Below are 25157 nucleotides of genomic sequence, written 5' to 3'. Positions count from 1 at the left end.
GGCGAAAATACGGGTGCCGGCAATCTACAGCGACTTCCAGAGTGAGTCAAAATCTGCGTCCCCATTGACTGCGCGGGTTCCCCAGGCTGTGACCGGCATCTCCGGCTCGGCGGGCGGCTGGCCGATGAGCTGGTACTCGAACTGGTTGTAGTTGCCGGTATGGCTCTGGCGGCGCTGCAGTACGGCGCGCTGCTCGTTGCCTTCCTGATTGATCAGCACCTTGTGGCCCTGCTGAAACGGCAGGCGCGGGGCGATCAGGGTCGCCGCCTGGCCGATGGCCGGGATTGCCGGCAGCAGCAGCGCGCGCAGGTATTCGCTGCCCAGCTCGGTCTTGCGCAGCAGACGCAGGCCGCAGGGTTGCGCTTGCGGCGCGATCAGTTCGACGCCCATCTGCGTGCCGCCGCCGCGCACCTGGCGAACCCAGCGCACCACGGCGACGCTCCAGCCGTTGTCGCCGTCGCGCAGTCCCAGCAGCTCGCCAGCCTGCAGTTGTGCGGGAACCTCGGCCGGCCAGGCCAGGCAGTAACCGCCGGGGCTGTGGTTGACCAGGCGAACCTCGAACTCGGGGTAGGTCTGCTCGCTGGCTTGCGCGGCCGCTGGTGCCTGGCTGGGATTGGTCGGGCGAACGAACTCGATGTGTTCATCGGGCAGCAGGCCGTCGCCGTTGAGGCTTTGCGCGTCGAAGGCGTTCGCCCAGACGTCGGGGGCGCCGTTGTTGGCCTTGAACACTGCCGAGCTGGGTTCCTCGTGACGCTCCAGCACGGCGTTAAATGGACGCCGGCCGGCGAGTTGGTAGTGCAGGGCGGTCATGCCGATGCACAGGTGCAGCGTGCCGTTGGCCGGCGTGCGCTGGAAGGAGCGCTCGGACATGTCGCCCCAGGCTGCGCTCAGGTGCAGCAGCAGGTCATCGCCGATGCCACTGGCGTCCGGCAGCGAAGAGCGGTCGCGATGCTCCGGCGGCAGGCGCAGGTGATCGGCGAGCGCTGCGACCAGCCGGCTGGTGTCGATGCCGCACATGCTCGGCAGCGCGTCGCGGGCGAACAGCGAGCGGTAACGCGGCGCACTGTCATGCTGCGGCGAGAAGACGAACAGGCTGGACGGTGCGCTGGCCGGCTGGATCACCGCCAGCATGCTCCAGGCCTCCAGTGCCTTGGCCAGTCGGGCGATGCCGGACTGGCGCAGCTGGTTGCAGCGCGCGCAGCCCAGCAGCAGCGTGGCGAGGTAGCACTGTTCGGTGCTCAGGCCCGGACCGTAGTGCGCCAGCGGGTCGCGCACCGCGGCGCCCTGCACGGCGTGCTGCGCAGCGAGCTGATAGAGCTGGTGCAACTCGAGCCAGAGGCTCTCGGCGGCCGGGCTGTAGAGCTGGGCGGAGCGCGTTAGCAGCGCGCCGAGGCTGTGCACCGCACGCTGCAGCGCGATCGTCAGAAGCTGCCGACGATCCTGCTCGGAGCGTGCGAGGGCGCGCACGACGATCAGCTTGTAGCCGGTCGCCAGATGATTCTGCAGCGCCTGGCAGAGGCCGGCGATCTTGCGTGGCCGCTCGTCGAGCACGATCGGTTGATTCAGGTAGTGCCGCTCAAGGTGCCCGCAGACGTAGTGCACCTCGGGGCGTAGCAGTTCCAGCAGTTGCAGACGGGTTTGCGACGGCACACGCAGCTGGTTGATTTCCACCAGCGCCTGGTAGAGCTGGCGTGCCATTTCTCCCAGATTGGCCTTGGGCAGGCCGGCGAGCCACACCTGCAGTGCGCGCACGCTCGCCTCGCAGAAGCTCAGGCTCTGCTGGGTCGGCGTGGGTACGCGCAATGGCAAATGAAGACTCTGCAACCGGAAAACTCCCGCAGCACCGACCATCGGTGCCTTGTCAGCGAACTCTATCAGCTGCGCTTCGTCGTGTTGATGATCGACGATGTCATTTTGATATTATCCGATGATTGGTCGTTCCGGTACGCCGGGTTGTCGCAGGGCGTGTCGGGTGCGGCGCCGCGCGCGGGTGGGCCTGCTCATTCTGCAGGCCCTGCCGGCATCATTTCTGCGCCTGGCCGAGCGCTTCGCCCATGCACACCGGGCTCAGCGGGCCCAGTTGCTCCGCCCAGCGAACCTGCTCCGGTCCGAACAGCAGGATCACCGTGGAGCCGAGCTTGAAGCGGCCCATTTCCGCGCCTTTTTCCAGCCGGATCGGTGCGCGCGCGGATTCGTCGTACAGGAACGTCTTCAGCGTGCGCTTAGGTGGCGTGACGAGGCCGGCCCAGACGGTTTCGATGCTGGCGACGATCATCGCGCCGACCAGCACCATCGCCATCGGCCCGCGTTCAGTGTCGAAAATGCACACCACGCGCTCGTTGCGCGCGAACAGTTCCGGCACGCCCTGGGCGGTCACCGTGTTCACCGAGAAGATGCGTCCCGGTACATAGACCATCTCGCGCAGGGTGCCAGTGATCGGCATGTGCACCCGGTGGTAGTCCTTGGGCGACAGGTAGACGGTGGCGAAGTCGCCGCCCATGAACGGCGCGGCTCGCTGGTGATCGCCGCCGAGCAGCTCCGTGACGCTGTAGCTGTGGCCCTTGGCCTGGAAGATGCGGCCCTGCTCGATCTTGCCGAGCTGGCTGATGGCGCCGTCGCAGGGGTTGAGAATGGCGCCGGGCGTCGGGTCCAGCGGGCGGGCGCCATCCTTCAGCGCGCGGGTGAAGAACGCGTTGAAGTGCTCGTAGGCGCTCAGGTCTTCGATCTGTGCCTGGCTCATGTCTACTTGGAAATGTCGGGCGAAACACTTGATGAAGGCGTTCTTCAGCCAGGGAATGCGACATTCGGCCAGGCAGCCGGCCAGGCGCGAAATCAGGTGATGCGGCAGCAGGTACTGGCTGATGACGAACAAGCGATCTTTCATGGATGACCTTTTCATGACTGGATCGGCGTATCGGGCAGGTTGCCCCATTCGCCCCAGGAGCCGGCGTAGCCCTTGATTCTGGGGTAGCCCAGAGCCTTGGCCAGCAGGTAGGTGAAGCCCGAGCGGTGATGCGTCTGGCAGTGGGTGATGATTTCCTTCTCCGCCACGATGCCGAGTGCCTGGAGCTGCTCGGCTATGTCGCTGCGGATACGCAGCGCGCGTGCCGGGTCCATGCCGGCGGTCCATTCGAAGTTCACTGCGCCGGGAATGTGCCCGCCGCGAGCGGCGAGCACCTTCTCGCCGCGGTATTCCTGCGGCGAGCGGGCGTCCCAGACCACCAGATCGTCCGCGCCGAGGCGGCTTTCGAGGTATTCGCGGGTGGCGATGGGCGCGCTGTCGAGTTGCAGTGCGACCGGGCCGCCAGCCGCGACCGGCACGTCGCGCGACAGCGGGCGGCGTTCGGCCAGCCAGGCATGCAGGCCGCCGTCGAGGTAGTGGTAGTGGCGATGGCCGATCACATCGAGCAGCCAGATGAAGCGCCCGGCCCAGCCGCCGCCCTCGTCGTCATAGACCACATAGACCGCATCGGCGCGATGGCCGAGGGCGCCGAACAGCGCTTCGAGTTGTGCCTTGGGTGGCAGCAATCCCGGCGCCGGTGGCTGGCCCAGCTGGGTCTGCTTGGGGTCGACGAAGCGCGCGCCGGGCAGGTGGCCTTCGGCATAGCGGGCGGCGCTGGTGAGGTCGACGAGAATCAGTTCGGGGGCGTGCAGGCGTTCGGCCAGGTCGGCAGGCTCGATTACCAGTGGCAGGTTGGCAAAGACGGACACGGCAGGTCTCGGCGAGTCGGTGAAGGCGCAGTCTAGCGAAAAAGCTCAGCTGCCGCGCTTGCTGAAATTGCCCAGCGCCCGCTCGATGCACTGGGCGGTCTTGTCGAACGCCTGCAGCGTCGGGGCGCTTAGCGCGGCGTTGTCCTGGTCGGCGATCAGCAGCATCAGCACGCGCCCGTTGCTGCCCAGCGAGCGCAGCAGCAGGTGCTCGCCGGCAAACAGCGCCTTGAGCGTGCCGGGTAGCAGCGCGGAGAAGGTCGCGATGTTGTCTGGCTGCAGGTACAGCTGTGCGGGTTTTTCCAGCAACCGGCGCAGCACCTGGCTGTGTTGCGGATCGAGGATCAGGCGCGCGGCGTGCTCCGGCAGGCCGACGTCCTGTTGCGTGACCAGCCGCTGGTTCTTGCGATCCAGCAGCATCAGCAGTACGCGCTGCATGCCGATGCTGACCAGCGCGGTTCGCGCGCAGGCCGTCAGTTGATGCACGTTGGTGAAGGGGCTGGGCGCACTCAGCAGCTCACGGCAGCAGTCGCGCCAGCGCGCCAGCGCTTCGGCATCGGGCACGCTGGCGGTGCCGGCTTTCTTGTGCTGGAAGCGGCTGTCCCACGGCCACAGCAGTCCTTGCGCCGGGTGCCAGAGGTCGTTCGGGCCGATGGCCCGCGCGCTGTCAGCGGCCTGCTGGTGGACCAGCTGCTGCACCTGCGCCATCGGCAGTTGCAGGTACAGGCCGATCAACTGCTGCCAGCGCAGGCTGTGCACGCCACTCCAGCTGTGATGCGCGGCGAGCGCCAGGCCGTTGGCCAGCACGATGGTGTTGCTCGGCAGGGTCAGCCAGCGACGCAGTTCGGGGTCGGCGTCCAGCCGTTGCTGCTGCTGCAAGGGGTGAGCATTGTCGCGGGCGATGTGCAGCGCCTTGACCAGCAGGCGACGATTGCCGCCGAGCAGTCGGTAGCCCTGGATGATCCAGTCGGGCAGATGCCAGTGCTCGGCGATTCTCAGGCACAGCTCCAGCAGCGGCACGCCGAGCAGTTGCTGTTCGACGCGCCGCAGCGGCTCGCCGCTGACCAGCACGCGCTGTTCCCAGGCCTCGAACAGCTGCGGGCGCGCGGCCAGCAGTGCCCAAACCGGCGAGAGAAACAACAGGCTACCCCAGTGGATGTCCTGCCACAGACGTGCCAGGCGGCCGGCGAACAGGCCGCTGGCCTGCTGGCTGGCGTGCCGGCTGATCAGCACCATCTGCCGCAGCGCCGGCGGCATGTCGGCGGTTGCCGTGGCGGGAATGCGGTCGAGGAGGCGTTCGGCGCGCTCCACGCCGATGCGGCTGAGCGCGGTTTCGAGATTCTCCGCAGGCTGGCCCTCGCCGCCATGCCGGTTGGCTTCGCGGATAAAACTCAGCGCCAGTACCGGGCTGGGCTGCACCCGCTCGGCAATCTGGCGCATGGACTGGCTGTTGTCGCGCAGCGCCCGGCGCACGCTGTCGTGCACCGCGGCGAATGCCGGCAGCGGGGTATCGTCGAGAAGCTTGATCCAGGCGGGGATGCTGCGGGGTAGCGAAGTCGTTGTGGTCATGGCGCCGAACTGGCTTTTCGTCGGGATGCTCTTTAGTCTGGCGCAAAAGTTCCGATAACCCGAACAATTCTTTCAGATACCCCTCCTTGACGGAGCGCGGAGCCGCTGGGCAAACGTGCTCCGATTCGTTTCGAGCGGTTGGTAATCAGGCTTCCCAGACGTACCTATGGTCAAGATTCTCGGCATCATCGTGGTAATTGGCAGCGTGCTCGGCGGCTTCATGCTCTCCGGTGGCGCCCTGGCGGCACTCATCCATCCGTTCGAAGTGCTGATCATCGGTGGCGCCGCGCTCGGCGCGTTCCTGCAGGCCAACCCGGGCAGCACGACGAAGATCGTGTTCCAGAAATCGCTGAAGATGTTCAGCAGTCGCTTCACCCAGACCTATTACCTGGAAGTGCTTGGTCTGCTCTATTCGGTGCTCAACAAGAGCCGTCGCGAGGGCATGATGGCCATCGAGGCGGACCTCGAGGATCCGGCCGCCAGCCCGCTGTTCAGCAAGTACCCTGGCGTGCTCAAGGATGAGCGCATGACCGCGTTCATCTGCGATTACCTGCGCATCATGTCCACCGGCAACATGGCCCCGCACGAACTCGAAGGGCTGTTCGACATGGAGCTGGCCAGCCTCAAGGAAGAACTGGAGCATCCTTCGCATGCGGTGAATCGCATTGCCGACGGCCTGCCGGCGATGGGTATCGTCGCCGCGGTGCTCGGCATCGTGCTGACCATGTCGGTGCTGGCCGATGCCAACAACGCGGAGATCGGCGAGAAGGTCGGCGCCGCGCTGGTCGGTACCTTCCTCGGCATCCTCGCCGCCTACGGCTTCTTCGGCCCGCTGTCCGCCTCGCTCGAGCACGACGCGCGCGAGGAGCTGAATCTCTACGAGGCAATCAAGGCCACCCTGGTCGCCTCGGCTTCCGGCATGCCGCCGACGCTGGCCGTCGAGTTCGGCCGCAAGGTGTTGTTCCATGCCCATCGCCCGAGCTTCACCGAGCTTGAGCAAGCGATGCGTGGCAGCTAAGCGCCGCTATGGACAACAATCAACCGATCATCGTTAAGCGGGTCAAGAAGACCGCCGGCGGCCATCACGGCGGCGCCTGGAAGATTGCCTTCGCCGACTTCATGACTGCGATGATGGCGTTCTTCCTGGTGATGTGGCTGATGAGCTCGGCGACGCCGGAGCAGAAGCGCGCCATCTCCGGCTATTTTCAGGACCCTATCGGCTTCACCGAAAGCGCCAGCCCGCACGTGATCGACCTGGGTGGCACGCCGACGCCGTCGCCGGACCGCACCCTCAACCCGGAGATCGACCCGGCGGTGCCGCAGGCGGATGTGCAGATCGACGGCGATCAGGTGGAAACCCTCGCCGAACAGATCGAACGCGAGCGCCTGGAACTGCTGCTGCAAGAGCTGCAGAACAAGGTCGACGAGAACCCCGAGCTGGAGCGCTTCAAGGATCAGATCCTGTTCGAGATCACCAAGGACGGGCTGCGCATCCAGATCATGGATGACGAAAACCGTCCGATGTTCGCGCTCGGCAGTGCGCAGCTGCAGCCGTATTTCGAGGACATCCTGCTGGCGATGGGCGACACCATTCGCGCGGTGCCGAACAAGATCAGCATCAGCGGCCATACCGACGCCAAGCCGTACGCCGGCAATGGCGATTTCGGCAACTGGGAACTGTCCGCCAACCGCGCCAACGCGGCGCGTCGCACGCTCATCGCCGGACGCTACCCTGAAGAGCAGATCGCCCGTGTCGTCGGCTATGCCTCCTCGGCGCTGTTCGATCGCAAGAACCCGCTCAACCCGATCAACCGGCGCATCGACATCCTGGTGCTGACCAAGAAGGCGCAGCGCAACATCGAGAACGAGCAGTTCGTGCCGGCCGAGGGCGACGATGCGAGCAAGGCGCCAGCCGCACCGGCGAATCCGTCTGCTCCGGCGGGCGCCAGCGGTGAGCCGCTACCGCCGGGGCAGGTGCGCGAGCGGCTGAACATCTTCGATGAAGGCGTGCTAAAGCTCGACCAGCCGCGGCCCGCCGGCGGCGACGATTAGTAGTCGGGATCGGGCAGGCTGCTGAGGATGTGCCGGTAACTGTTCATCCGCTGCGGCTGGATGCGTCCGTCCTCAAGCGCCTTGAGCAGCGCGCAGCCCGGCTCGCGGTCATGCTTGCAGTCGCGGAAGCGGCAATGCCCGAGCAGCTCGGCGAACTCGATGAAACCGGCCTCGACATCGTCGCGGCTGACGTGGCCGAGGCCGAATTCGCGGATGCCGGGCGAGTCGATCAGTTCGCCGCCACCGGGGAAGTGGAACAGTCGCGCCGTGGTGGTGGTGTGAGTGCCCTTGCCGGTCAGCTCCGAGAGCGCACCGACGCGGGTATCGACGCCCGGCAGCAGGCTGTTCACCAGTGATGACTTGCCCACCCCGGACTGGCCAACAAACACGCTGACGTGGCCGTCCAGCGCCGCGCGCAGTTCGTCCATGCCGGCGCCGCCGTGGGCCGACACCTCCAGCAGCGGATAGCCAAGCGTGCGGTAGACCGCCAGCAGCGCGTTGAGCGCGCCCTCGTTGTGCTCGTCGATCAGGTCCGCCTTGTTCAGCAGCAGCAGCGGACGGATACCGGCATGTTCGGCGGCGACCAGATAACGGTCGATCAGGTTGGCGTGCGGTTCGGGCAGCGGCGCGAAGACGATGACGATCAGGTCGACGTTGGCCGCCACCGGCTTGAGCTGGCCGCGGGTGTCGGGGCGGCACAGTTCGGAGTGGCGCGGCAGCTGCGCGACGATCACGCCGATGCCCTGGTTGCCCGGGCGCCATACCACGCGGTCGCCGGTGACCAGCGCCGGCAGGTTGGCGCGCAGGTGGCAGCGGAAGACCTGCCCGCTGTGCTCGCCTTCCTGAGCTTCGACCTCGACCTGCACGCCGAAATGCGCGATCACCAGACCGAACTGCTCCGGCCCCAGATCGCCGCCTTCCAGTTCTTCCAGCGCGCGGGATTCGCGGCGTGCCGCGCGGGCAGTGCGTTCTTCCTGGATTTTCTCGATGCGCCAGTTCTGGCGGCGGTTGAGTTGGCGTTTGGCCATGTGCGGGGCGTCGGTCGATGAAGGTGCGCGAGTCTAGCATGGCCGACCGGCGCCGCTGACCGCCTGTTTCGGCGCGCAGGCGGCAGGTAGACTGGCCTGCCGTTCCGTCTTCGTGTTCTTCATGTCCGACTCGCCGCGCTTTCGTCCGCCGATCCTGCACGCCCTGGGTGCGCAGCTGGCGGCGCTGCTGCTGACCTGGTTGATGCTGCTGGCCGCGGCGCGCCTGCTGGGCCTGCACGTCTCGCTGCTGCAGGCGGCCATCATGCAGGGCGCGCTCGCCGCCTTGCTGGGCGCACGGCTGGGCCTGTCGCGCTGGTGGTGGCCGATCAACCTGGCCTTCGTGCCGGCGCTGGTTGCGCTGCGCGATCACAGCCTGCCGGGATGGCTGCCGCTGGCGGCCTTCGCCGCGTTGTTATTGCTGAACTGGAACGTTTTTTTCGAGCGCGTGCCGCTGTATCTGACCGGCCGGGCGGCCGAACGGCGCTTGGCTGAACGTCTGGCCGGGCTGCCGGCGGACTTCCGTTTCGTCGATCTGGGCTGCGGGCTGGCCGGCAGTCTGTCGCGTCTGGCCCAGGCTTATCCGCAGGCGCGCTTCGTCGGCGTGGAGACCGCGCCGCTGGCGTTCCTCATCGCCTGGCTGCGCTGCCTGCCGCGACGCAACTGCCGTATCGTCCTGCGCAGCCTGTGGCGCGTCGATCTGGCGTGGTACGAGGTGGTCTACTGCTTCCTCTCGCCGGCCCCGATGCCGGCGCTGTGGCGCAAGGCCTGCGTGCAGATGCGGCCGGACGCGCTGCTGATCAGCAACAGTTTCGAGGTGCCGGGCGTCGAGCCCGAAGAGCGGCTGGCGGTCGACGACTGGCGGCAATCGCAGCTGCTGCTCTGGCGCCCCGGTGCGCCCCGGCCTGACGACCCGCAGGCGAGCCGCTAAACTGCGCGCCACAGCCAAGGAGCCCATCATGCAGAACCCGCAGAACCTGATCTGGATCGACCTGGAAATGACCGGTCTGGACCCGGATACCGACGTCATCATCGAAATGGCCACCATCGTCACCGACAGCCAGCTCAACATACTGGCCGAGGGGCCGGTGATCGCGGTGCATCAGAGCGACGAGGTGCTGGCGCGCATGGACGAGTGGAACACCCGCCAGCACGGCGGTTCGGGCCTGACCCAGCGAGTGCGGGAGAGCCGCATCGGCACCGCCGAGGCAGAGGCCCAGACCCTGGCGTTTCTCGAACAGTGGGTGCCGAAGGGCAAGTCGCCGATCTGCGGTAACAGCATCTGCCAGGACCGGCGCTTCCTCTATCGGCAGATGCCCGAGCTGGAGCGCTACTTCCACTACCGCAACCTGGACGTCTCGACGCTCAAGGAGCTGGCCGCGCGCTGGGCGCCGCAGATCATGCAGGGATTCAGCAAGAGCGGTACGCACCTGGCGCTGGACGACATCCGCGACTCCATCGCCGAGCTGCGGCACTACCGCGAGCATTTCATCAAGGTGTGATGCCGCCGGCGGCGTCCGTGCCGCCCGGCGCGCCGCTATTTGCCGAGCTTGCGCAACTCGTCGGACTCGACGATGCGCACGCCGTCGCCTTCCTCCAGCGCCAGACGCCACAGCGCGCGGGCCAGCGTGCAGGCTTCGATGCCGTGGTACTTGCCCGGCAGCAGTTGCGACAGCGGCGCGGCGATCCGCTCGCTCAGGCGCAACTCCAGGCGCGGGCCGAGCAGCTGTGACGGCCGCGCGATGGTCAGCTGCGGCCAGTCCTGGGCCTCGAGCGCCGCTTCCATCTCGCCTTTGACCCGGCAGTAGAAGATCGGGCTGTCCGGGCGGGCGCCCAGCGAACTGATCACCAGCAGGTGTCGCGCGCCCAGCTCGCGTGCGCGGCGGGCGAAGGCCAGCACCAGATCGAAATCGATGGCCCGGAACGCTTCCTGAGTGCCGGCCTGCTTGAGCGTGCTGCCCAGGCAGCAGAACGCGGTATCGACCGGGCCGTTGAGCTGTTCGAGCAGCGACTGCAGCGGCCCGACCGGGTTTTCCAGGCGCGGGTGCGCCGCCAGCGGCTTGCGCGTTGGCGCCAGCACGCGTTCGACGGTGGGTTCGTTGAGCAGTCGATCGAGCAGGTGTTCGCCGGTCAGTCCGGTGGCGCCGGCAAGCAGAATGCGCTGGGGCGTCAGATACATGGTCATGCTCCTTGGCGAATCAGTGTGAGGCGGCGCGTCGTTGCTGCAGGCTACGCCAGTGTTCGACGACCGGCTCGGGCGCCCATATCTGGGGTTCCGATGCCTGATAGTCGTCGGCCTGCTCGCGTTCGGCAACCCTCGCCTGCGCCAGCGTGAAGGCGTGCACGATGTCGTCGGTCGGCTGCAGCGCCTCGGCGAACAGCGCGCGGCCGAAATAGGTGAAATCGCTTTCCTCCGAGCAGCCGAAGGACACGCGATCGGCGCGTGCGGCGGTCATCACCAGTCGCCTTGGGTCCTTTAGCGGCTCGATGAAACCGCCGGAATAGCAGGCGGAGATGACCACCACCTGGTTGCGCTCGGCCAGCGGGGCGAGTAGATCGGCCAGGTCCGGGGCGCTCAAGTCGTCCAGCCCCAGGCGTGGCTGCTGCAGGATCAGGTGGTGATCGGCGGTGCCGTGGCTGGTGAGGTAGATGAACACCAGATCCTCCGCGCCGCTGCGCTCGGCCAGGGTGGCGGCGGCGCGCGCCAGGTTTTCGCGGGTTGCCAGCGGACGATCGCCGAGGTGATCGCGGTGGTTGACCAGGCTGATCTGCCCGCGCGCGGCGAAGCGCTCGGCCAGCAGGCGCTGCACGTAGTCGGCCTCGCGCAGGAACACGCTCTGGCGACCGTCGCCGGCCAGCACCAGGCTGTACAGCTCCGCCGCGGGCGTGGAGGCGGGAACCGCGGCAAGCGCCTGGTCGAGCAGCGCGCCCTGGCGCAGCAGGCCGATTTCGAGCGGGTCCGGCAGCCGCTTGCCGTGCTCGTCGCGCACGCGGCGGCCGTTGTGCCAGCTGCCGCGCTGCACGCTGTTGCTGGCGAGGGTCAACTGGCCGTCGCCGCTGAACTTGCCGTGACGAAAGCCGCCGCGGTAGACGCTGCCGTCGGCACGTTCCAGCACACCGCTGCCGTGGTACTGCCAGCGGCGGAATTCGCCGCGATAGCGATTGCCATCGGCGCTGGTGTGGCGACCGGCACCGGTGAGTTCACCGTGAACGAACTGGCCTTCCCAGACATCGCCGCGGCCATCTTCGTAGCGACCCGCACCGTGGAAACTATCGTCGGCGAAGGTGCCGCGATAGCGCTCGCCGTCCTCGGAAAGGTAGACGCCGTCGCCGTTGAGCAGGCCGTCGCGGAATTGCCCGCTGTACGAGCCGTCCGCATCGCTGCGCGTGCCGGTGCCGTCTGGCTGGCCGTTGGCGAAGCGTCCCTGATAGCGCACGCCGTCGGCGTATTCGAGGACGCCTTCGCCGTGATAGAGGTCGTTCTGGAATTCGCCGCTGTAGTGGGCGCCGTCCTGGCTAAAGGTGCCCAGCCCGTGCATGCGGCCCTGGCGGAACTGGCCTGCATAGACGCCACCGGCGGCGTAGCTGAAGCGCCCCTCGCCGTGGAACAGGCCGTGTTCGAAGGCGCCTTCGTAGCGGTCGCCGTTGGCGCCGGTCCAGCGGCCCTCGCCGTGCCATTGACCGTCCTTGAACTTGCCGCGGTAACTGCTGCCGTTGGGATAGTCGATGCGTCCCTCACCCTGCAGCAGGCCATCCACCAGCGTGCCGCGGTAGCGTCCGCCGTCGGGCAGCACGGCATCCGGCGGCAGCAACGGTTCGCCGTCGCCGCAGGCGGCGAGCAGGCAGGCAAGAAGCAGGGGAGTCAGGTGACGCATGCGGGCATCCAGACGACGGAACGCCCGCAGTATGCCGCAATCGCCTCAGACGAAGCAGAGCGCCAGCGATTGCGCGATATAGGCAGGTTTCTCCGCGCCTTCGATCTGCATCTCGGCGCGGGTCTTGAGCAACCACTGACCGGGGTTCTTCTCGTGGGCGTCGAGCAGGGTCGCGTGCAGGCGCACCCGCGAGCCGACCCGCACCGGCTGGATGAAGCGCAGGCTGTCCAGGCCGTAGTTGACTGCCATCTTGGTGCCCTGCGGCACCACCATGAGGTCTTCCATGAGCTGCGGCAGCAGCGAGAGCGAGAGGAAGCCGTGCGCGATGGTGCCGCCGAACGGCGTCTGCCGGGCCTTCTCAGGATCGACATGAATGAACTGGTGATCGCCGGTGCACTCGGCGAAGTGATCGACGCGGCTCTGGTCGATGGTCAGCCAGTCGGAGTGGCCGAGTTCCTTGCCGATGTAGTCCTTGAGTTCATCGAGCGGTACCTGGGGCATGGGGCGGTTCCTCTGCGGGACGTTTGTTGTCGGTGAAGATCAGCACGCACCCTCGGCCCGCGCAATCACCCATGATCGGGCGAATGGCGCGTCATAGCGAAGTCGCCGCTGCGTGAGGTGGTCGGTTGCGGCTTATACTCGCTGACATTTGCCGGAGGGGGCTCCCATGCTGCTGCGCGGTCTGACCTGGCTGGTGCTGTTCCAGCTGCTCGGCACGGTACTCAATGTGTTGCTGGTGCCGATGCTGCCGGGGCCGATCATCGGTCTGTTGCTGTTGTTCGCCGCGCTGCTGCTGCGCGGCAGTGCGAGCGAGTCGCTGCAGGTGGCGGCGAGCAGTCTGCTGCGCTATCTGCCGCTGCTGCTGGTGCCGCCGGCCGTGGGGGTGATGGTCTATACCGAAGCGATCCTGCAGGACTTCTGGGCGATCGTCGGCGTGCTGGTGATTTCCCTGCTGATCTCGCTGGTATTCACCGGCTGGCTGATGCAGGCGCTGATCCAGCGGCAGTCCCGCCGGCGGGAGGACGCATGACGACAATGCTCGACTGGCACGCCGCCTGGCAGGCGCTGATCCATCATCCGCTGTTCGGCGTCGGCATCACGCTCGCCGCGTTCCAGCTGTCGTTCGCCGCCTACGAGAAGACCCGCTGGGTGTTCCTGCAGCCGGTCCTGCTCTCGGCGCTGCTGGTGATCGGTGTGCTGCTGCTGTGCGGGCTCAGCTATGCCGATTACGCCGACAGCGCGCAGTTGCTGACGGTCATGCTCGGCCCGGCGACGGTGGCGCTGGCGGTGCCGTTGTATCTGAATCTGCGGCGCATCCGCGAACTGTTCGCGCCCATCGTGATCACTCTATTGGTGGCCGGCGTCACCGCCACCGCGCTGGGCATGGCGCTGGCCTGGCTGTTCGGCGCCGAGCGGATGATCCTCATGACCCTGGCGCCGAAGTCGGTGACATCGCCCATCGCCATGCTGGTGGCCGAGCAGATCGGCGGCGTGGTCGCGCTGGCGGCGGTGTTCGTGATGATCACCGGTGTGCTCGGGGCGATCTTCGGCCCCGCGCTGCTGCGCCGCTGTGGTGTGCACCATCCGGCGGCGCGCGGCATGGCCCTCGGCCTGACCGCCCACGCGGTGGGGACCGCCCAGGCGCTGCAGGAGAGCGACGAGTGCGGCGCCTTCGCCGCGCTGGCGATGAGTCTGATGGGCGTGATGACAGCGGTGCTGCTGCCGCTGGTGGTGACCCTGTTGCTGTGATGGAGCCTGCATGAAGCTGCCGCTGTTCCCGCTTGATACCGTGTTGTTTTCCGGCTGCACGCTGGATCTGCAAGTCTTCGAACCGCGCTACCTGGACATGCTCAGCGGCTGCCTGAAGGCCGGTCATGGCTTCGGTGTGGTGCATATTCTCGAGGGCAGTGAGGTCGGTCCGGCGCCGGCGGCGTTCGCCCGGATCGGCTGCGAGGCGCTGATTCGCGACTGGCAGCAGCAGCCCAACGGCCTGCTGGGCATTCGCGTCGAGGGCGGGCGGCGCTTCTGCGTGGAGTCTTCCGAGGTCCAGCGCGATCAGCTCAGCATCGCCGACGTGCGCTGGCTGGATGAACTCGCCGAGCGGCCGCTGGACGACAGCCATGCCGATCTGCTGGTGCTGCTGCAGGCGCTGGGCCGCCACCCGATGGTGGAAAATCTGGGCATGGGCGGCACGCCGGCCGGGCAGCGCGACCTCGCCGCGCAGCTGGCCTATCTGCTGCCGTTCCAGCCCCAACAGAAGCTCGACCTGCTGGCGCTGGATGCGCCGCAAGCGCAGCTCGAACTGATCCAGTCCCTGCTGGAAGCGCTGCAGGGCGAGCTGGTCGGCTAGAAGTACCGATACATCTGCATCGCCGTCGGCAGCGCCCAGAGTGAGAAGGCGCCCAGCAGGCCGAGGCACGCCGGCAGGATCAGCCACCATGCGCGCGGCGACAGCGCCGGCAGCGGTGTGCGCCATTGCACCAGCGTCAGGCTGAGCGAGCAGAAGGTGGCGGCGAGCAGCGCGCCGGCCAGTACGTCGGTGCTCCAGTGCACGCCCAGATAGACCCGCGACAGCGCAATGGCGGTGGCCGGCAGCCCGGCCAGCAGCAGCCATGCCAGGCGTAGCCGTGGTGGTTGCTCGCGGCTGGCCAGCACGCCGAGGGTGAGGAACAGCGCGAACGCCGCCGAGCTGTGACCGCTGGGGAAGCTGTAGCTGCCCAGCGGCTCGAGCAGCACTTCCGGCCGCACGCGGGCGAAGGTCGCCTTCAGCGCGCCGTTGGCCAGCGCCGTGCCGAGCAGCGTGGCGATGGCGAACAGGGCAGCGCGCCACTGGCGCAGCAACAGCAACAGCAGGCTCAGCAGCGCCGCGGCCCACAGCTGCGTGTGGAAGTCGCCCAAGCGGGTGATCAGCACCATGACACGGTCCATCGGCACGCTGCGTTCGGCCTGGATCACTGTCAGCAGTCCTTCGTCGAACTCGCGCAGGTACGGCCAGCCGAAGAACAATCCAAGCAGGATCAGCGTGCTCAGCCCGGCGGCGACGGCGCTGACCCAGCGCTGGTGACGGAAGCTGCCGTGGATGATGGCGCCGATCAGCAGCACGATCGCGCCGAGGACGGCTCCCGCTTCGCCCCAGAAGCCCTCGGCCAGCGGCAGGCGCAGCGCCGCGCCCGCGGTCCAGCCGGGCAGCAGGTAGGCCATCGACCAGCCGGCCGCCGCCACCAGACTGACCAGCAGGAAGCGGCCGAACGGCATGTCGAGCATTCCCGCGGTCATCGGCAGCATCGGTCGCAGCGGGCCGATGAAGCGGCCGACCAGCAGGCTGGCGACGCCATAACGGGCGAAGTAGTGTTCGGCGCGTAGCAGCCATTCGGGATGGTGGCGCAGCCCCGGCAGGCGGCGGATGCCCTGGTGGTAGCGGCGCCCGAGGGCGTAGGAAATCAGATCGCCGAGCAGGCCGCCGACGAAGCCCAGCAGCAGCGTCTCGCTCAATGTCAGCGCGCCGCTGCCGGCGAGCATGGCGATGGCGAACAGCAGCACGGTCCCGGGGACCAGCAGCCCGACCACCGCCAGGCATTCGACACAGGCGGCGATCAACAGCACCAGGCCAAGCCATTGCGGATGGGCGCCAAGCCAGGTCGTGAACGGGTCGAGCCACTGGCTCATGCGCGATTCCTTGTTCGGGTGAGGCCTTTTCGACCCGCCGCTGACGGCGCGGGTTTCACCGCGCGGATGATAGCGATGCCGTTACGCGGCGACGAGGCCGGCCCGTTCGCCCGACGCTGCTGTGCGGCACGGGCTGGGGTGGCTATAATCAGCCGCTTTCCCTTTCGTCAGGCCAGCAAGACCATGACCGAGTCCGTGCTCGACTACATGACCCGCCTGGGCCGCGCCGCGCGCGACGCCTCGCGGGTGCTCGCGCGCGCCAGCACCGCGCAGAAGAACCGTGCCCTGCAGGCCGCCGCCGCCGCGCTCGATGCCGCGCGTGCCGAGCTGGTCGCCGCCAATGAACTGGATCTGGCCGGCGGCCGTGCCAATGGCCTGGACGCGGCGATGCTCGACCGCCTGGCGCTGACGCCCAAGGTGATCGACAGCATGATCGAAGGCCTGCGCCAGGTCGCCGCGCTGCCCGATCCGATCGGCGAAATCCGCGACATGCGCTACATGCCCTCGGGCATCCAGGTCGGCAAGATGCGCGTGCCGCTCGGCGTGGTCGGCATCATCTACGAGTCGCGGCCCAACGTGACCATCGACGCTGCCAGCCTGTGCCTGAAATCGGGCAACGCCACCATCCTGCGTGGCGGTTCCGAGGCCATTCATTCCAATCAGGCCATCGCGCGCTGCATCCAGCTTGGGCTGGCCGAGGCCGGCCTGCCTGCCGCTGCGGTGCAGGTGGTGGAAACCACCGACCGCGCGGCCGTCGGCGCGCTGATCGCGATGCCGGAATTCGTCGACGTGATCGTGCCGCGTGGTGGCAAGGGGCTGATCGAACGCATCAGCCGCGATGCCCGGGTGCCGGTGATCAAGCATCTGGACGGCATCTGCCATGTGTATGTCGATATCGCCGCGGACGTCGACAAGGCGATCCGCGTCGCCGACAACGCCAAGACCCAGCGCTACGCGCCGTGCAATGCGATGGAGACGCTGCTGGTGCACCAGGGCATCGCCGAGCGTGTGCTGCCGCCGCTGGCCGCGATCTACCGCGAGAAGGGCGTCGAGCTGCGCGGCTGCGAGCGCACCCGGGCGCTGCTCGGTGGCGACGTGCTGGCGGCGAGCGAGGAAGACTGGTCCACCGAGTACAACGCACCGATCCTGTCGATCCGCATGCTCGATTCGCTCGATGAGGCCATCGAGCACATCAACCGCTACGGCTCGCAGCACACCGATGCGATCATCACCGAGAACTTCACCGATGCGCGGCGCTTCCTCACCGAAGTCGATTCCAGCTCGGTGATGGTCAACGCCTCGACGCGCTTCGCCGACGGCTTCGAGTACGGCCTGGGGGCGGAGATCGGCATCTCCACCGACAAGCTGCACGCCCGCGGGCCGGTCGGCCTGCACGGTCTGACCAGCGAGAAGTACGTGGTCTTCGGCGACGGTCACGTCCGTACCTGATGCGCCACGGCAGCGGCGCGCGGCGCATCGGCATCCTCGGCGGTACCTTCGATCCGGTACACATCGGCCACCTGCGCGGCGCGCTGGAGGTGGCCGAGATGTTCGGTCTCGACGAGTTGCGGCTGATCCCCAATGCGCGTCCGCCGCACCGCGAAACGCCGAGCTGCTCAGCCGAGGACCGTCTGGCGATGGTCCGTCTGGCTGTTGCCGATCTGCCGCCGCTGTGCGTCGATGCCCGCGAGCTGGAACGGGCGAAGCCGTCCTACACCATCGAGACGCTGATCTCGCTGCGTGAGGAGCTGGCGACCGACGACCAGCTGCTGCTGATCGTCGGCTGGGATGCGTTCTGCGGGCTGCCGACCTGGCATCGCTGGGAGGAGCTGCTCGACTACTGCCACATCCTCGTGCTGCAGCGGCCGGACGCCGGCAGCGAAGCGCCGCAGGCGTTGCGCGATCTGCTTGCTGCGCGCAGTGTTTCCGATCCACAGGCACTGGCCGGCGCTGCCGGGCAGATCGCCTTCGTCTGGCAGACACCGCTGGAGGTGTCCGCCACGCAGATTCGTCAATTGCTGGCCAGCGGCAAGTCGGTGCGTTTTCTGGTACCCGACGCCGTTCTGGCTTACATCAACGCGCACGGACTCTACCGGGCGTCGAACTGAGGTTGTTTTCACGTTATGCAAACTGAAGCTCTGGTCCAGCTGGCGGTCGCCGCGCTGGAAGATTTGAAGGCCCAGGACATCGTCACCATCGATGTGCGCGGCAAGACCAGCGTCACCGACTACATGGTGATCGCCAGCGGCGGCTCCAGTCGCCAGGTCAAGGCGCTGGCCGACAACGTGCTGGAGAAGGTCAAGGAACAGGGCGTGCGGCCGCTGGGCAGCGAAGGCCTGGAAGGCGGTGAGTGGGCCCTGCTCGACCTGGGCGACGTGGTGGTACACGTCATGCAGGTGCCGACCCGCCAGTTCTACGATCTCGAACGCCTGTGGCAGGGCGCCGAACAGAGCCGCGCGCAGCACAGCCACGATCCGGAGTAACCGTGCGGATCAAGCTGATCGCCGTCGGCTCGAAGATGCCGCGCTGGGTGGAGGACGGCTGGCAGGAATATGCCCGCCGCCTGCCCGCCGAGCTGCCGCTCGATCTGGTGGAGATTGCGCTCAACACCCGTGGCAAGAACGCCGATGTGGCACGCCTGATCCGTCAGGAAGGCGAGGCGATGCTGGCCAGGGTGCAGCCGGGCGAACGTATCGTCACGCTGGAGGTGCACGGCAAGCCGTGGAGCACCGAGCAGCTGGCGGCGGAGCTGGAGCGCTGGCGGCTGGATGCGCGCAACGTCAACCTCATGGTCGGCGGCCCGGAAGGGCTGGCGCCGGAGGTGTGTGCGCGCAGCGAGCAGCGCTGGTCGCTATCGCCACTGACACTGCCACATCCGCTGGTGCGGATTCTGGTGGGCGAGCAGATCTATCGTGCCTGGACGCTGCTGTCCGGCCACCCCTATCACAAGTAGTCCGACGACCGATCCATGCCGCAACCGATCCCCCTCAAGGACCACGAAAAGGATGCCCTGCTGGTGCGCAGTCGCGCGCTAGTCGGCATTGTCGTGGTGGTGTTGCTGATCGGTGTGCTGGTGGCGCGCATGTACTACCTGCAGGTGGTGCAGTTCGAGCACCACTCGACGCTGTCGGAAAACAACCGCGTGCACGTGCAGCCGATCCCGCCCAACCGCGGGCTGATCTTTGATCGCAACGGCCGGGTGATCGCCGACAACCGCCCGAGTTTCAGCCTGACGGTCACCCGCGAGCGCGCCGGGCAGGACTGGCGCGGCGTGCTCGACCGGGTGGTCGAGGTGCTGCAGCTGCCGGCCGAGGAGCGCGAGCTGTTCGAGAAGCGCGTGCTGCAGGGACGCCGGCCGTTCGAGCCGGTACCGATCATGTACGAGCTGACGGAAGAGCAGATCGCGCGCATCGCAGTGAACCAGTTCCGCCTGCCCGGCATCGAGGTGTCAGCGCAGCTGGTGCGGCACTATCCGCAGGGCCCGCACTTCGCCCACTCGGTCGGCTACGTCGGGCGGATCAACGAGAAGGAGCTGCAGTCGCTCGATCCGGTGAACTACAGCGGCACCCATCACATGGGTAAGACCGGCATCGAGAAATTCTACGAGGACGTGCTGCACGGCCAGGTTGGCTACGAGGAAGTCGAAACCAACGCCCGCGGTCGCGTGCTGCGCGTGCTCAAACGCACCGATCCGATTCCCGGCAAGGACCTGACGCTGACCCTTGACCTCCACCTGCAGGAGGCCGCCGAGGCCGCGCTCGGCGGCCGGCGCGGGGCGATTGTCGCGCTGCTGCCGGACAGCGGCGAGGTGGTGGCGATGGTCAGTCAGCCGAGCTTCGATCCCAACCTGTTCGTCACCGGCATCAGCTTCAAGGCCTATGGCGAGTTGCGCGACTCGATCGACCGGCCGCTGTACAACCGCGTACTGCGCGGTCTCTATCCGCCCGGCTCGACGATCAAGCCGATGATGGCGATCGCCGGGCTGGATGCCGGTGTCATCACGCCGACCAGCCGGGTGTACGACCCGGGCTACTACCAGCTGCCCAACGTGAAGCACAAATACCGCAACTGGAATCGCGGCGGCGATGGCCCGGTGGATCTGGAAGTGGCGATCATGCGTTCCAACGACACCTATTTTTACGACATGGCGCACAAGCTGGGCGTCGATCGCATGCACGACTACATGACCCGTTTTGGCCTCGGCCAACGGGTGGCGCTGGACATGAACGAGGAAACCGCCGGACTGATGCCGTCGCGCGAATGGAAGCGTGCGCGCTATCGCCAGGCCTGGTATCCGGGAGAGACGGTCATTCTCGGCATCGGCCAGGGCTACATGCAGGCCACGCCGCTGCAGCTGGCGCAGGCGACCGCGCTGATGGCCACGCGCGGCAAATGGATTCGTCCGCACCTGGCCAAGCGCATCGGCGACCAGCCGCCGGTCGATCCGAATCCGCTGCCGGACATCGAGCTGCGCGATCCGAAGTTCTGGGACTACTCGATCCGCGGCATGGAGCAGGTGCTGCACGGTGCCCGCGGCACCGCGCGCAAGGTCGGCGACAGCGCCGCCTATCGCATCGCCGGCAAGAGCGGCACGGCGCAAGTGGTGGCGATCAAGCAGGGCGAGCGCTACGACAGCGGCAAGCTCAACGAGCGTCACCGCGACCACGCGCTGTTCGTCGCCTTCGCCCCGGTCCATGATCCGCAGATCGCCGTGGCGGTGATGGTGGAGAACGGCGAGTCGGGCTCGGGCGTCGCCGCGCCGGTGGCCAAGCAGGTCATGGATGCCTGGCTGCTGGATGAGAGCGGCCAGCTGAAGGCCGAGTACGCCGCGCCGACCCCCACGGACGCCAAGAAGCCATGAACAGCAATTTCGACCGTACCCTGTCTCGCGAAGACGTCATGCGCCGGCGCGCCAGTCTGCTGCAGCGGTTGCACATCGATGCGCAGCTGCTGTTGCTGTTGCTGCTGCTGGCCGCCGGCAGTCTGTTCATCCTCTATTCGGCCAGCGGCAAGAACTGGGATCTGCTGCTCAAGCAGGCCTCGTCCTTTGGCCTGGGTCTCGGCGCCATGCTGGTCATCGCCCAGCTGGAGCCGCGCTTCATGGCGCGCTGGGTGCCGCTGGGCTATCTCGCGGTGGTGGGGTTGCTGCTGGCAGTGGAGTTCATGGGGCATACGGCGATGGGCGCTACACGCTGGATCAACATCCCCGGGGTGATCCGCTTCCAGCCCTCGGAATTCATGAAGATCATCATGCCGATGACCATCGCCTGGTACCTGGCGGCGCGCCCGCTGCCGCCGCGCTTCAAACACACGCTGGTGAGTCTGGCGCTGATCGTGGTGCCGTTCGTGCTGATCGTGAAGCAGCCGGACCTGGGCACCGCGCTGCTGATCCTCGCCTCCGGCGCTTTCGTGCTGTTCATCGCCGGCCTGCGCTGGAGCTGGATCATGGGCGCGGCCGCGGCCGTGGTGCCGATTGCCGTGGCGATGTGGTACTTCGTGCTGCACGATTACCAGAAGCAGCGGGTGCTGACTTTCCTCGATCCGGAGAGCGATCCGCTGGGTACCGGCTGGAACATCATCCAGTCCAAGGCCGCCATCGGCTCGGGCGGCGTGTTCGGCAAAGGCTGGCTGCTGGGCACGCAATCGCACCTGGATTTTTTGCCGGAAAGCCACACGGACTTTATCATTGCGGTCCTCGCCGAGGAGTTCGGCATGGTCGGCGTCTGCCTGCTGCTGCTGGTGTATTTGTTGCTGATTACCCGCGGTCTGGTGATCACCGTGCAGGCGCAGACGCTGTTCGGCAAACTGCTGGCCGGTGCGCTGACGATGACCTTTTTCGTTTACGTCTTCGTCAACATCGGTATGGTCAGCGGGTTGCTGCCGGTGGTGGGCGTGCCGTTACCCTTCATTAGCTACGGCGGAACTTCACTGGTAACCCTGCTGTCAGGGTTCGGGGTTTTGATGTCGATCCACACCCATCGCAAGTGGATCGCCCAGGTTTGACGAGAGTGTATTTCTTGACTTCATTACGGCGTGGCTGGACGGCGCGAATCCTCTGCATGGCAGGAATCCTCGGGGCTGCGGGCGGGCAGACGGCTCTCGCCGCCGATTACCAGGGGCCGAACGTGGACGAGTTCGTCGCCGAGATGACCCGCGATTACGGTTTCGCCAGCGAGCAGTTGCTCGACCTGTTCGCCCAGGCCGAGCGCAAGCAGGCGATCCTCGATGCCATCTCGCGGCCGGCCGAGCGGGTCAAGCCGTGGAAGGAGTACCGGCCGATCTTCATCACCGACTCGCGGATCGCCCAGGGCGTGGACTTCTGGCGGCAGAACGAGGAGGCGCTGGCGCGTGCCGAGCAGGTTTACGGCGTGCCGGCCGAGGTAATCGTGGCAATCATCGGCGTGGAAACCTTCTACGGCCGCAACACCGGCAACTACCGGGTCATCGACGCGCTGTCGACGCTGGGCTTCGATTATCCGCCGCGCCAGCCGTTCTTCCGCCAGCAGCTCAAGGAGTTCCTCCTGCTCGCGCGTGAGGAACAGGTCGATCCGCTCACGCTCAAGGGCTCCTACGCCGGCGCGATGGGCCTGCCGCAGTTCATGCCGAGCAGCTTTCGCGCCTATGCGGTGGATTTCGACGACGACGGACGCATCGATATCTGGAGCAACCCGGTGGATGCCATCGGCAGCGCGGCCAGCTACTTCAAGCAGCACGGCTGGGCCAGCGGCGAACCGGTGGTGGCACGCGCCGAGGTCGACGGCGAGCGCGTCGCCGAGGGCCTGAGCCCGGGTCTCGATCCGGTGAAAAGCGTGGCCGAGCTGCGGGAGCTGGGCTGGAAAGTTGCTTCTCCGGTTGCCGATGATACGGCGGTCACCGCCTTCCGCCTGGAGGGGGCCGAGGGCGACGAATACTGGTTGGGGCTGCCCAACTTCTACGTCATCACCCGTTACAACCGCAGCGTGATGTACGCGATGGCCGTGCATCAGCTGTCCGAGGCGTTGGCAGCGGCGCGAGGGCAACAACCATGACGCGTACCACAGCGCTACTGGCGCTCGGCCTCGCCGGCGTGATGCTCGCCGGCTGCTCTTCATCGCCGACGCCGCAGGCGCCCGCGCGCAAGCCAGGCATCAGCGGCCCGGGTGATTTCAGCCGGCCGAGCAAGGATGGCGCGCCCTGGTGGGATGTCGACGTGTCGCAGATTCCCGATGCGACGCCGATGCCGCACTACGGGCCGGTCAAGGCCAATCCCTATACCGTGCTGGGCAAGACGTATTTCCCGATGAGCGACGGCCGCCGCTACTCCGCGGTCGGCACCGCCTCCTGGTACGGCACCAAGTTCCACGGCCAGCCCACCGCCAACGGCGAGAAGTACGACCTGTATGGCATGAGCGCGGCGCACAAGACCCTGCCGCTGCCCAGCTACGTCAAGGTCACCAATCTGGACAACGGCCGCAGCGTGACACTGCGGGTCAACGACCGTGGACCGTTCTACTCCGATCGGGTCATCGACCTGTCCTTCGCCGCGGCGAAGAAGCTTGGTTATGCCGAGACCGGCACGGCGCGGGTCAAGGTCGAGGGGATCGACCCGCAACAGTGGTGGGCCGCACAGGGCAAGCCGGTGCCGCTGGTCATGGCGCAGGCTCCGGCAGCCGCACCCAAACCCGCCAGCACCCTGGCGCAACCCATCGAGCAGTACACGCCGCCGCCGCAACAGCACGCCGCCGCGGTGCTGCCGGTCGAGCTGGAGCGCTCGCCTGACGTCGTGCAGTCCTCGGGATTGTTCCTGCAGGTTGGTGCGTTCGCCAACCCGGATGCCGCCGAGTTGCTCAAGGACAAGCTGAGCGGCGTGGTCTCCGCGCCGGTGTTCATCAGCTCGGTGGTGCACAACCAGCAGACCCTGCACCGCGTCCGCCTCGGCCCCATCGGCAGCGCCGACGAGGCGTCGCAGCTGGAGCAGAGCGTGCGCCTGGCCAATCTCGGGCAGCCTCGCCGGGTGCAGGCCGATTGAGCCGCCGTCGCAGCGCGAACCCCTGTCTTACCTGAAACCAATTCGAGAAACGGATGAACATCAAGACTTGCATGCCTCGCTTCATAGTTCTCGCCTTGCTGGCGATCGTCACCACTGCCACCTCGGTGGCCTGGGCGGCTCCTGCCATTCCGTCGCCGCCGCAGCTGGCAGCCAAGTCCTACATGCTGATGGACGCGGCCAGCGGCAAGGTGCTGATTGAAAGCAACAGCGACGAGCGCCTGCCGCCCGCCAGCCTGACCAAGCTGATGACCGCCTACATCGCCACACTGGAGATCCAGAAAGGGCAGATCAGCGACAGCGATCTGGTGACCGTCAGCGAGAAGGCCTGGCGCACCGGCGGTTCGCGCATGTTCATTCAAGTCAATACCCAGGTTTCGGTGGACGATCTGCTGCACGGCATCATCATCCAGTCGGGCAACGATGCCAGCGTGGCGATGGCCGAGCATATCGCCGGCAGCGAAGAAGCCTTCGCCGACATGATGAACACCACGGCGCAGCGCCTGGGCATGAGCAACACCCACTTCATGAACGCCACCGGCCTGCCGGACCCGGAGCACTACTCCTCCGCTCATGACATGGCCAAGCTGGCGCGCGCGATCATCTACCAAGACCCGGCGCACTACGCGATCTACGCGCAGAAAGAATTCTTCTGGAACAACATCAAGCAGCCCAACCGTAACCTGCTGCTGTGGCGCGACAAGACCGTCGACGGCCTGAAGACCGGCCATACCGAAGAGGCTGGCTACTGCCTGGTGGCCTCGGCCGTGCGTGACGGTATGCGCCTGATTTCCGTGGTGTTCGGCACCGACAGCGAGCAGGCGCGCGCTGCCGAAACGCAGAAACTGCTGACCTACGGCTTCCGCTTCTTCGAGACCCGCACCTTCTATCAGAAGGGTGTCGAACTGGCCCAGCAGCAGGTCTGGAAGGGCCAGCAGAGCCAGGTCAAGGCCGGCCTCGCCGAGGACCTGACGCTGACCCTGCCGCGCGGCCAACTGGACAAGCTCCAGGCCAGCATGAGCTTCAGCGACACGCTGATCGCACCGATCAGCCAGGGCCAGGTGGTCGGCAAGGTCGAGGTCAAACTTGGCGAGGAAGTGCTGCATAGCGCCGATCTGGTTGCGCTGGAAGCGGTAGAAGAAGGTGGGCTGTTCCGTCGTGTTTGGGATAGCATTCGCCTGTTCTTCTACAGCCTGTTCAACTGACAACGCGTCGGCAGGTCAGCGCCTATCCCGC

At 66.9% G+C, this 25157-nt stretch carries 25 protein-coding genes; 16 read left to right on the top strand and 9 right to left on the bottom strand.

Annotated features, from left to right (window positions below):
- Positions 1–24 precede the first annotated feature (24 nt).
- The 4 genes from AC0ZJQ_RS16900 to AC0ZJQ_RS16885 all read right to left on the bottom strand — a co-directional run bounded on the left by AC0ZJQ_RS16900 (position 25) and on the right by AC0ZJQ_RS16885 (position 5277).
- Positions 25–1851, bottom strand: a complete 1827-nt coding sequence (locus AC0ZJQ_RS16900; RefSeq protein WP_237262615.1) for a molecular chaperone — start codon at positions 1849–1851, stop codon at positions 25–27.
- Positions 1852–2023: 172 nt separating this feature from the next.
- A complete protein-coding gene (gene asd, locus AC0ZJQ_RS16895) occupies positions 2024–2884 on the bottom strand; it encodes an archaetidylserine decarboxylase (RefSeq protein ID WP_237262614.1) in 861 nt (286 codons plus the stop codon).
- Between the two features lie 11 nt (positions 2885–2895).
- The gene (locus AC0ZJQ_RS16890) at positions 2896–3711 is read right to left on the bottom strand and encodes a rhodanese-like domain-containing protein (protein WP_178091628.1); all 816 of its coding nucleotides are present in this window, start codon (positions 3709–3711) and stop codon (positions 2896–2898) included.
- A 45-nt stretch (positions 3712–3756) separates the two neighbouring features.
- Entirely contained in the window at positions 3757–5277 is a 1521-nt protein-coding gene (locus AC0ZJQ_RS16885) for an HDOD domain-containing protein (RefSeq protein ID WP_476476968.1), read from the bottom strand.
- Positions 5278–5443: 166 nt separating this feature from the next.
- On the opposite strand from AC0ZJQ_RS16885, the gene motA reads away from it, so the two are divergent.
- Positions 5444–6295: a flagellar motor stator protein MotA gene (motA, locus tag AC0ZJQ_RS16880; RefSeq protein ID WP_008569628.1), complete on the top strand. Its 852-nt coding sequence runs from the start codon at positions 5444–5446 to the stop codon at positions 6293–6295.
- Between the two features lie 8 nt (positions 6296–6303).
- A complete protein-coding gene (motB, locus tag AC0ZJQ_RS16875) occupies positions 6304–7329 on the top strand; it encodes a flagellar motor protein MotB (protein WP_476476967.1) in 1026 nt (341 codons plus the stop codon).
- On the opposite strand, the gene rsgA is transcribed toward motB, so the two are convergent.
- On the bottom strand, positions 7326–8357 hold the full coding sequence (gene rsgA, locus AC0ZJQ_RS16870; RefSeq protein ID WP_008569630.1) for a small ribosomal subunit biogenesis GTPase RsgA: 1032 nt from the start codon (positions 8355–8357) through the stop codon (positions 7326–7328). The two genes, motB and rsgA, sit on opposite strands and share 4 nt — an antisense overlap.
- 121 nt (positions 8358–8478) lie before the next feature.
- On the opposite strand from rsgA, the gene AC0ZJQ_RS16865 reads away from it, so the two are divergent.
- Together AC0ZJQ_RS16865 and orn are read left to right on the top strand one after the other, a co-directional pair.
- A complete protein-coding gene (locus tag AC0ZJQ_RS16865; protein ID WP_476476966.1) occupies positions 8479–9285 on the top strand; it encodes a class I SAM-dependent methyltransferase in 807 nt (268 codons plus the stop codon).
- Positions 9286–9313: 28 nt separating this feature from the next.
- Positions 9314–9856, top strand: coding sequence for an oligoribonuclease (gene orn, locus AC0ZJQ_RS16860; RefSeq protein ID WP_008569632.1), 543 nt, complete (start codon positions 9314–9316; stop codon positions 9854–9856).
- Between the two features lie 35 nt (positions 9857–9891).
- Here the strand turns inward: orn and AC0ZJQ_RS16855 are convergent, their stop codons facing one another.
- Genes AC0ZJQ_RS16855 through AC0ZJQ_RS16845 form a run of 3 tightly spaced genes read right to left on the bottom strand, consistent with a single transcriptional unit; the run spans position 9892 to position 12730 of the window.
- Positions 9892–10533, bottom strand: coding sequence for an oxidoreductase (locus AC0ZJQ_RS16855; protein WP_476476965.1), 642 nt, complete (start codon positions 10531–10533; stop codon positions 9892–9894).
- Between the two features lie 19 nt (positions 10534–10552).
- The gene (locus AC0ZJQ_RS16850; RefSeq protein ID WP_476476964.1) at positions 10553–12229 is read right to left on the bottom strand and encodes a C13 family peptidase; all 1677 of its coding nucleotides are present in this window, start codon (positions 12227–12229) and stop codon (positions 10553–10555) included.
- Positions 12230–12274: 45 nt separating this feature from the next.
- Complete coding sequence (locus tag AC0ZJQ_RS16845; RefSeq protein WP_102827874.1) at positions 12275–12730, bottom strand: MaoC family dehydratase; 456 nt, start codon at positions 12728–12730, stop codon at positions 12275–12277.
- 166 nt (positions 12731–12896) lie between these two features.
- Between AC0ZJQ_RS16845 and AC0ZJQ_RS16840 the strand changes: the two genes are divergently transcribed.
- Genes AC0ZJQ_RS16840 through AC0ZJQ_RS16830 form a run of 3 tightly spaced genes read left to right on the top strand, consistent with a single transcriptional unit; the run spans position 12897 to position 14579 of the window.
- Positions 12897–13259, top strand: coding sequence for a CidA/LrgA family protein (locus AC0ZJQ_RS16840; protein WP_165593726.1), 363 nt, complete (start codon positions 12897–12899; stop codon positions 13257–13259).
- Positions 13256–13978, top strand: a complete 723-nt coding sequence (locus tag AC0ZJQ_RS16835) for an LrgB family protein (protein ID WP_102827873.1) — start codon at positions 13256–13258, stop codon at positions 13976–13978. Before AC0ZJQ_RS16840 ends, AC0ZJQ_RS16835 begins: the two co-directional genes overlap by 4 nt.
- Before the next feature lie 10 nt (positions 13979–13988).
- Positions 13989–14579 carry an LON peptidase substrate-binding domain-containing protein gene (locus AC0ZJQ_RS16830; RefSeq protein WP_102827872.1) on the top strand — a complete coding sequence of 197 codons (591 nt, stop codon included), beginning with the start codon at positions 13989–13991 and terminating at the stop codon, positions 14577–14579.
- Here the strand turns inward: AC0ZJQ_RS16830 and AC0ZJQ_RS16825 are convergent.
- Positions 14576–15895, bottom strand: a complete 1320-nt coding sequence (locus tag AC0ZJQ_RS16825; protein WP_476476963.1) for a bifunctional DedA family/phosphatase PAP2 family protein — start codon at positions 15893–15895, stop codon at positions 14576–14578. The two genes, AC0ZJQ_RS16830 and AC0ZJQ_RS16825, sit on opposite strands and share 4 nt — an antisense overlap.
- Before the next feature lie 183 nt (positions 15896–16078).
- Here AC0ZJQ_RS16825 and AC0ZJQ_RS16820 point away from each other — a divergent pair, with 183 nt between their 5' ends.
- From AC0ZJQ_RS16820 to AC0ZJQ_RS16780, 9 genes are read left to right on the top strand one after another with little or no spacing between them, the layout of a single operon-like run.
- On the top strand, positions 16079–17344 hold the full coding sequence (locus tag AC0ZJQ_RS16820; protein ID WP_476477786.1) for a glutamate-5-semialdehyde dehydrogenase: 1266 nt from the start codon (positions 16079–16081) through the stop codon (positions 17342–17344).
- Positions 17344–18003 carry a nicotinate-nucleotide adenylyltransferase gene (gene nadD, locus AC0ZJQ_RS16815; RefSeq protein WP_102827869.1) on the top strand — a complete coding sequence of 220 codons (660 nt, stop codon included), beginning with the start codon at positions 17344–17346 and terminating at the stop codon, positions 18001–18003. Before AC0ZJQ_RS16820 ends, nadD begins: the two co-directional genes overlap by 1 nt.
- A 15-nt stretch (positions 18004–18018) precedes the next feature.
- Positions 18019–18378, top strand: a complete 360-nt coding sequence (gene rsfS / locus AC0ZJQ_RS16810) for a ribosome silencing factor (protein WP_003286539.1) — start codon at positions 18019–18021, stop codon at positions 18376–18378.
- Between the two features lie 2 nt (positions 18379–18380).
- On the top strand, positions 18381–18848 hold the full coding sequence (rlmH, locus tag AC0ZJQ_RS16805; RefSeq protein WP_102827868.1) for a 23S rRNA (pseudouridine(1915)-N(3))-methyltransferase RlmH: 468 nt from the start codon (positions 18381–18383) through the stop codon (positions 18846–18848).
- Between the two features lie 15 nt (positions 18849–18863).
- Positions 18864–20756: a penicillin-binding protein 2 gene (gene mrdA / locus AC0ZJQ_RS16800; RefSeq protein WP_476476962.1), complete on the top strand. Its 1893-nt coding sequence runs from the start codon at positions 18864–18866 to the stop codon at positions 20754–20756.
- On the top strand, positions 20753–21898 hold the full coding sequence (gene rodA / locus AC0ZJQ_RS16795) for a rod shape-determining protein RodA (RefSeq protein ID WP_165593722.1): 1146 nt from the start codon (positions 20753–20755) through the stop codon (positions 21896–21898). The genes mrdA and rodA overlap by 4 nt, the downstream gene beginning before the upstream one ends.
- Before the next feature lie 56 nt (positions 21899–21954).
- Positions 21955–22923: a lytic murein transglycosylase B gene (gene mltB / locus AC0ZJQ_RS16790; RefSeq protein WP_476476961.1), complete on the top strand. Its 969-nt coding sequence runs from the start codon at positions 21955–21957 to the stop codon at positions 22921–22923.
- Positions 22920–23903 carry a septal ring lytic transglycosylase RlpA family protein gene (locus tag AC0ZJQ_RS16785; RefSeq protein ID WP_476476960.1) on the top strand — a complete coding sequence of 328 codons (984 nt, stop codon included), beginning with the start codon at positions 22920–22922 and terminating at the stop codon, positions 23901–23903. Before mltB ends, AC0ZJQ_RS16785 begins: the two co-directional genes overlap by 4 nt.
- A 53-nt stretch (positions 23904–23956) precedes the next feature.
- On the top strand, positions 23957–25126 hold the full coding sequence (locus AC0ZJQ_RS16780) for a D-alanyl-D-alanine carboxypeptidase family protein (protein ID WP_155550747.1): 1170 nt from the start codon (positions 23957–23959) through the stop codon (positions 25124–25126).
- Positions 25127–25157 lie beyond the last annotated feature (31 nt).

The sequence above is a fragment of the Stutzerimonas sp. 21-1 genome (genome assembly GCF_056336065.1).
This window is presented reverse-complemented; position numbering and strand designations above follow the sequence as displayed.

What these genes read in the sequence shown, in the direction of transcription:
- AC0ZJQ_RS16830 (WP_102827872.1), top strand. Translation starts at nt 13,989, where the DNA reads ATGAAGCTGCCGCTGTTCCCGCTTGATACCGTGTTGTTTTCCGGCTGC.
- mltB (WP_476476961.1), top strand. Translation starts at nt 21,955, where the DNA reads ATGGCAGGAATCCTCGGGGCTGCGGGCGGGCAGACGGCTCTCGCCGCC.
- AC0ZJQ_RS16825 (WP_476476963.1), bottom strand. Translation starts at nt 15,895, where the DNA reads ATGAGCCAGTGGCTCGACCCGTTCACGACCTGGCTTGGCGCCCATCCG.
- AC0ZJQ_RS16845 (WP_102827874.1), bottom strand. Translation starts at nt 12,730, where the DNA reads ATGCCCCAGGTACCGCTCGATGAACTCAAGGACTACATCGGCAAGGAA.
- AC0ZJQ_RS16865 (WP_476476966.1), top strand. Translation starts at nt 8,479, where the DNA reads ATGTCCGACTCGCCGCGCTTTCGTCCGCCGATCCTGCACGCCCTGGGT.
- orn (WP_008569632.1), top strand. Translation starts at nt 9,314, where the DNA reads ATGCAGAACCCGCAGAACCTGATCTGGATCGACCTGGAAATGACCGGT.
- AC0ZJQ_RS16785 (WP_476476960.1), top strand. Translation starts at nt 22,920, where the DNA reads ATGACGCGTACCACAGCGCTACTGGCGCTCGGCCTCGCCGGCGTGATG.
- AC0ZJQ_RS16850 (WP_476476964.1), bottom strand. Translation starts at nt 12,229, where the DNA reads ATGCGTCACCTGACTCCCCTGCTTCTTGCCTGCCTGCTCGCCGCCTGC.
- motA (WP_008569628.1), top strand. Translation starts at nt 5,444, where the DNA reads ATGGTCAAGATTCTCGGCATCATCGTGGTAATTGGCAGCGTGCTCGGC.
- nadD (WP_102827869.1), top strand. Translation starts at nt 17,344, where the DNA reads ATGCGCCACGGCAGCGGCGCGCGGCGCATCGGCATCCTCGGCGGTACC.
- rodA (WP_165593722.1), top strand. Translation starts at nt 20,753, where the DNA reads ATGAACAGCAATTTCGACCGTACCCTGTCTCGCGAAGACGTCATGCGC.
- rsfS (WP_003286539.1), top strand. Translation starts at nt 18,019, where the DNA reads ATGCAAACTGAAGCTCTGGTCCAGCTGGCGGTCGCCGCGCTGGAAGAT.
- asd (WP_237262614.1), bottom strand. Translation starts at nt 2,884, where the DNA reads ATGAAAGATCGCTTGTTCGTCATCAGCCAGTACCTGCTGCCGCATCAC.
- rsgA (WP_008569630.1), bottom strand. Translation starts at nt 8,357, where the DNA reads ATGGCCAAACGCCAACTCAACCGCCGCCAGAACTGGCGCATCGAGAAA.
- AC0ZJQ_RS16900 (WP_237262615.1), bottom strand. Translation starts at nt 1,851, where the DNA reads ATGGTCGGTGCTGCGGGAGTTTTCCGGTTGCAGAGTCTTCATTTGCCA.
- AC0ZJQ_RS16855 (WP_476476965.1), bottom strand. Translation starts at nt 10,533, where the DNA reads ATGTATCTGACGCCCCAGCGCATTCTGCTTGCCGGCGCCACCGGACTG.
- AC0ZJQ_RS16780 (WP_155550747.1), top strand. Translation starts at nt 23,957, where the DNA reads ATGAACATCAAGACTTGCATGCCTCGCTTCATAGTTCTCGCCTTGCTG.
- AC0ZJQ_RS16885 (WP_476476968.1), bottom strand. Translation starts at nt 5,277, where the DNA reads ATGACCACAACGACTTCGCTACCCCGCAGCATCCCCGCCTGGATCAAG.
- AC0ZJQ_RS16840 (WP_165593726.1), top strand. Translation starts at nt 12,897, where the DNA reads ATGCTGCTGCGCGGTCTGACCTGGCTGGTGCTGTTCCAGCTGCTCGGC.
- mrdA (WP_476476962.1), top strand. Translation starts at nt 18,864, where the DNA reads ATGCCGCAACCGATCCCCCTCAAGGACCACGAAAAGGATGCCCTGCTG.
- AC0ZJQ_RS16835 (WP_102827873.1), top strand. Translation starts at nt 13,256, where the DNA reads ATGACGACAATGCTCGACTGGCACGCCGCCTGGCAGGCGCTGATCCAT.
- motB (WP_476476967.1), top strand. Translation starts at nt 6,304, where the DNA reads ATGGACAACAATCAACCGATCATCGTTAAGCGGGTCAAGAAGACCGCC.
- AC0ZJQ_RS16820 (WP_476477786.1), top strand. Translation starts at nt 16,079, where the DNA reads ATGACCGAGTCCGTGCTCGACTACATGACCCGCCTGGGCCGCGCCGCG.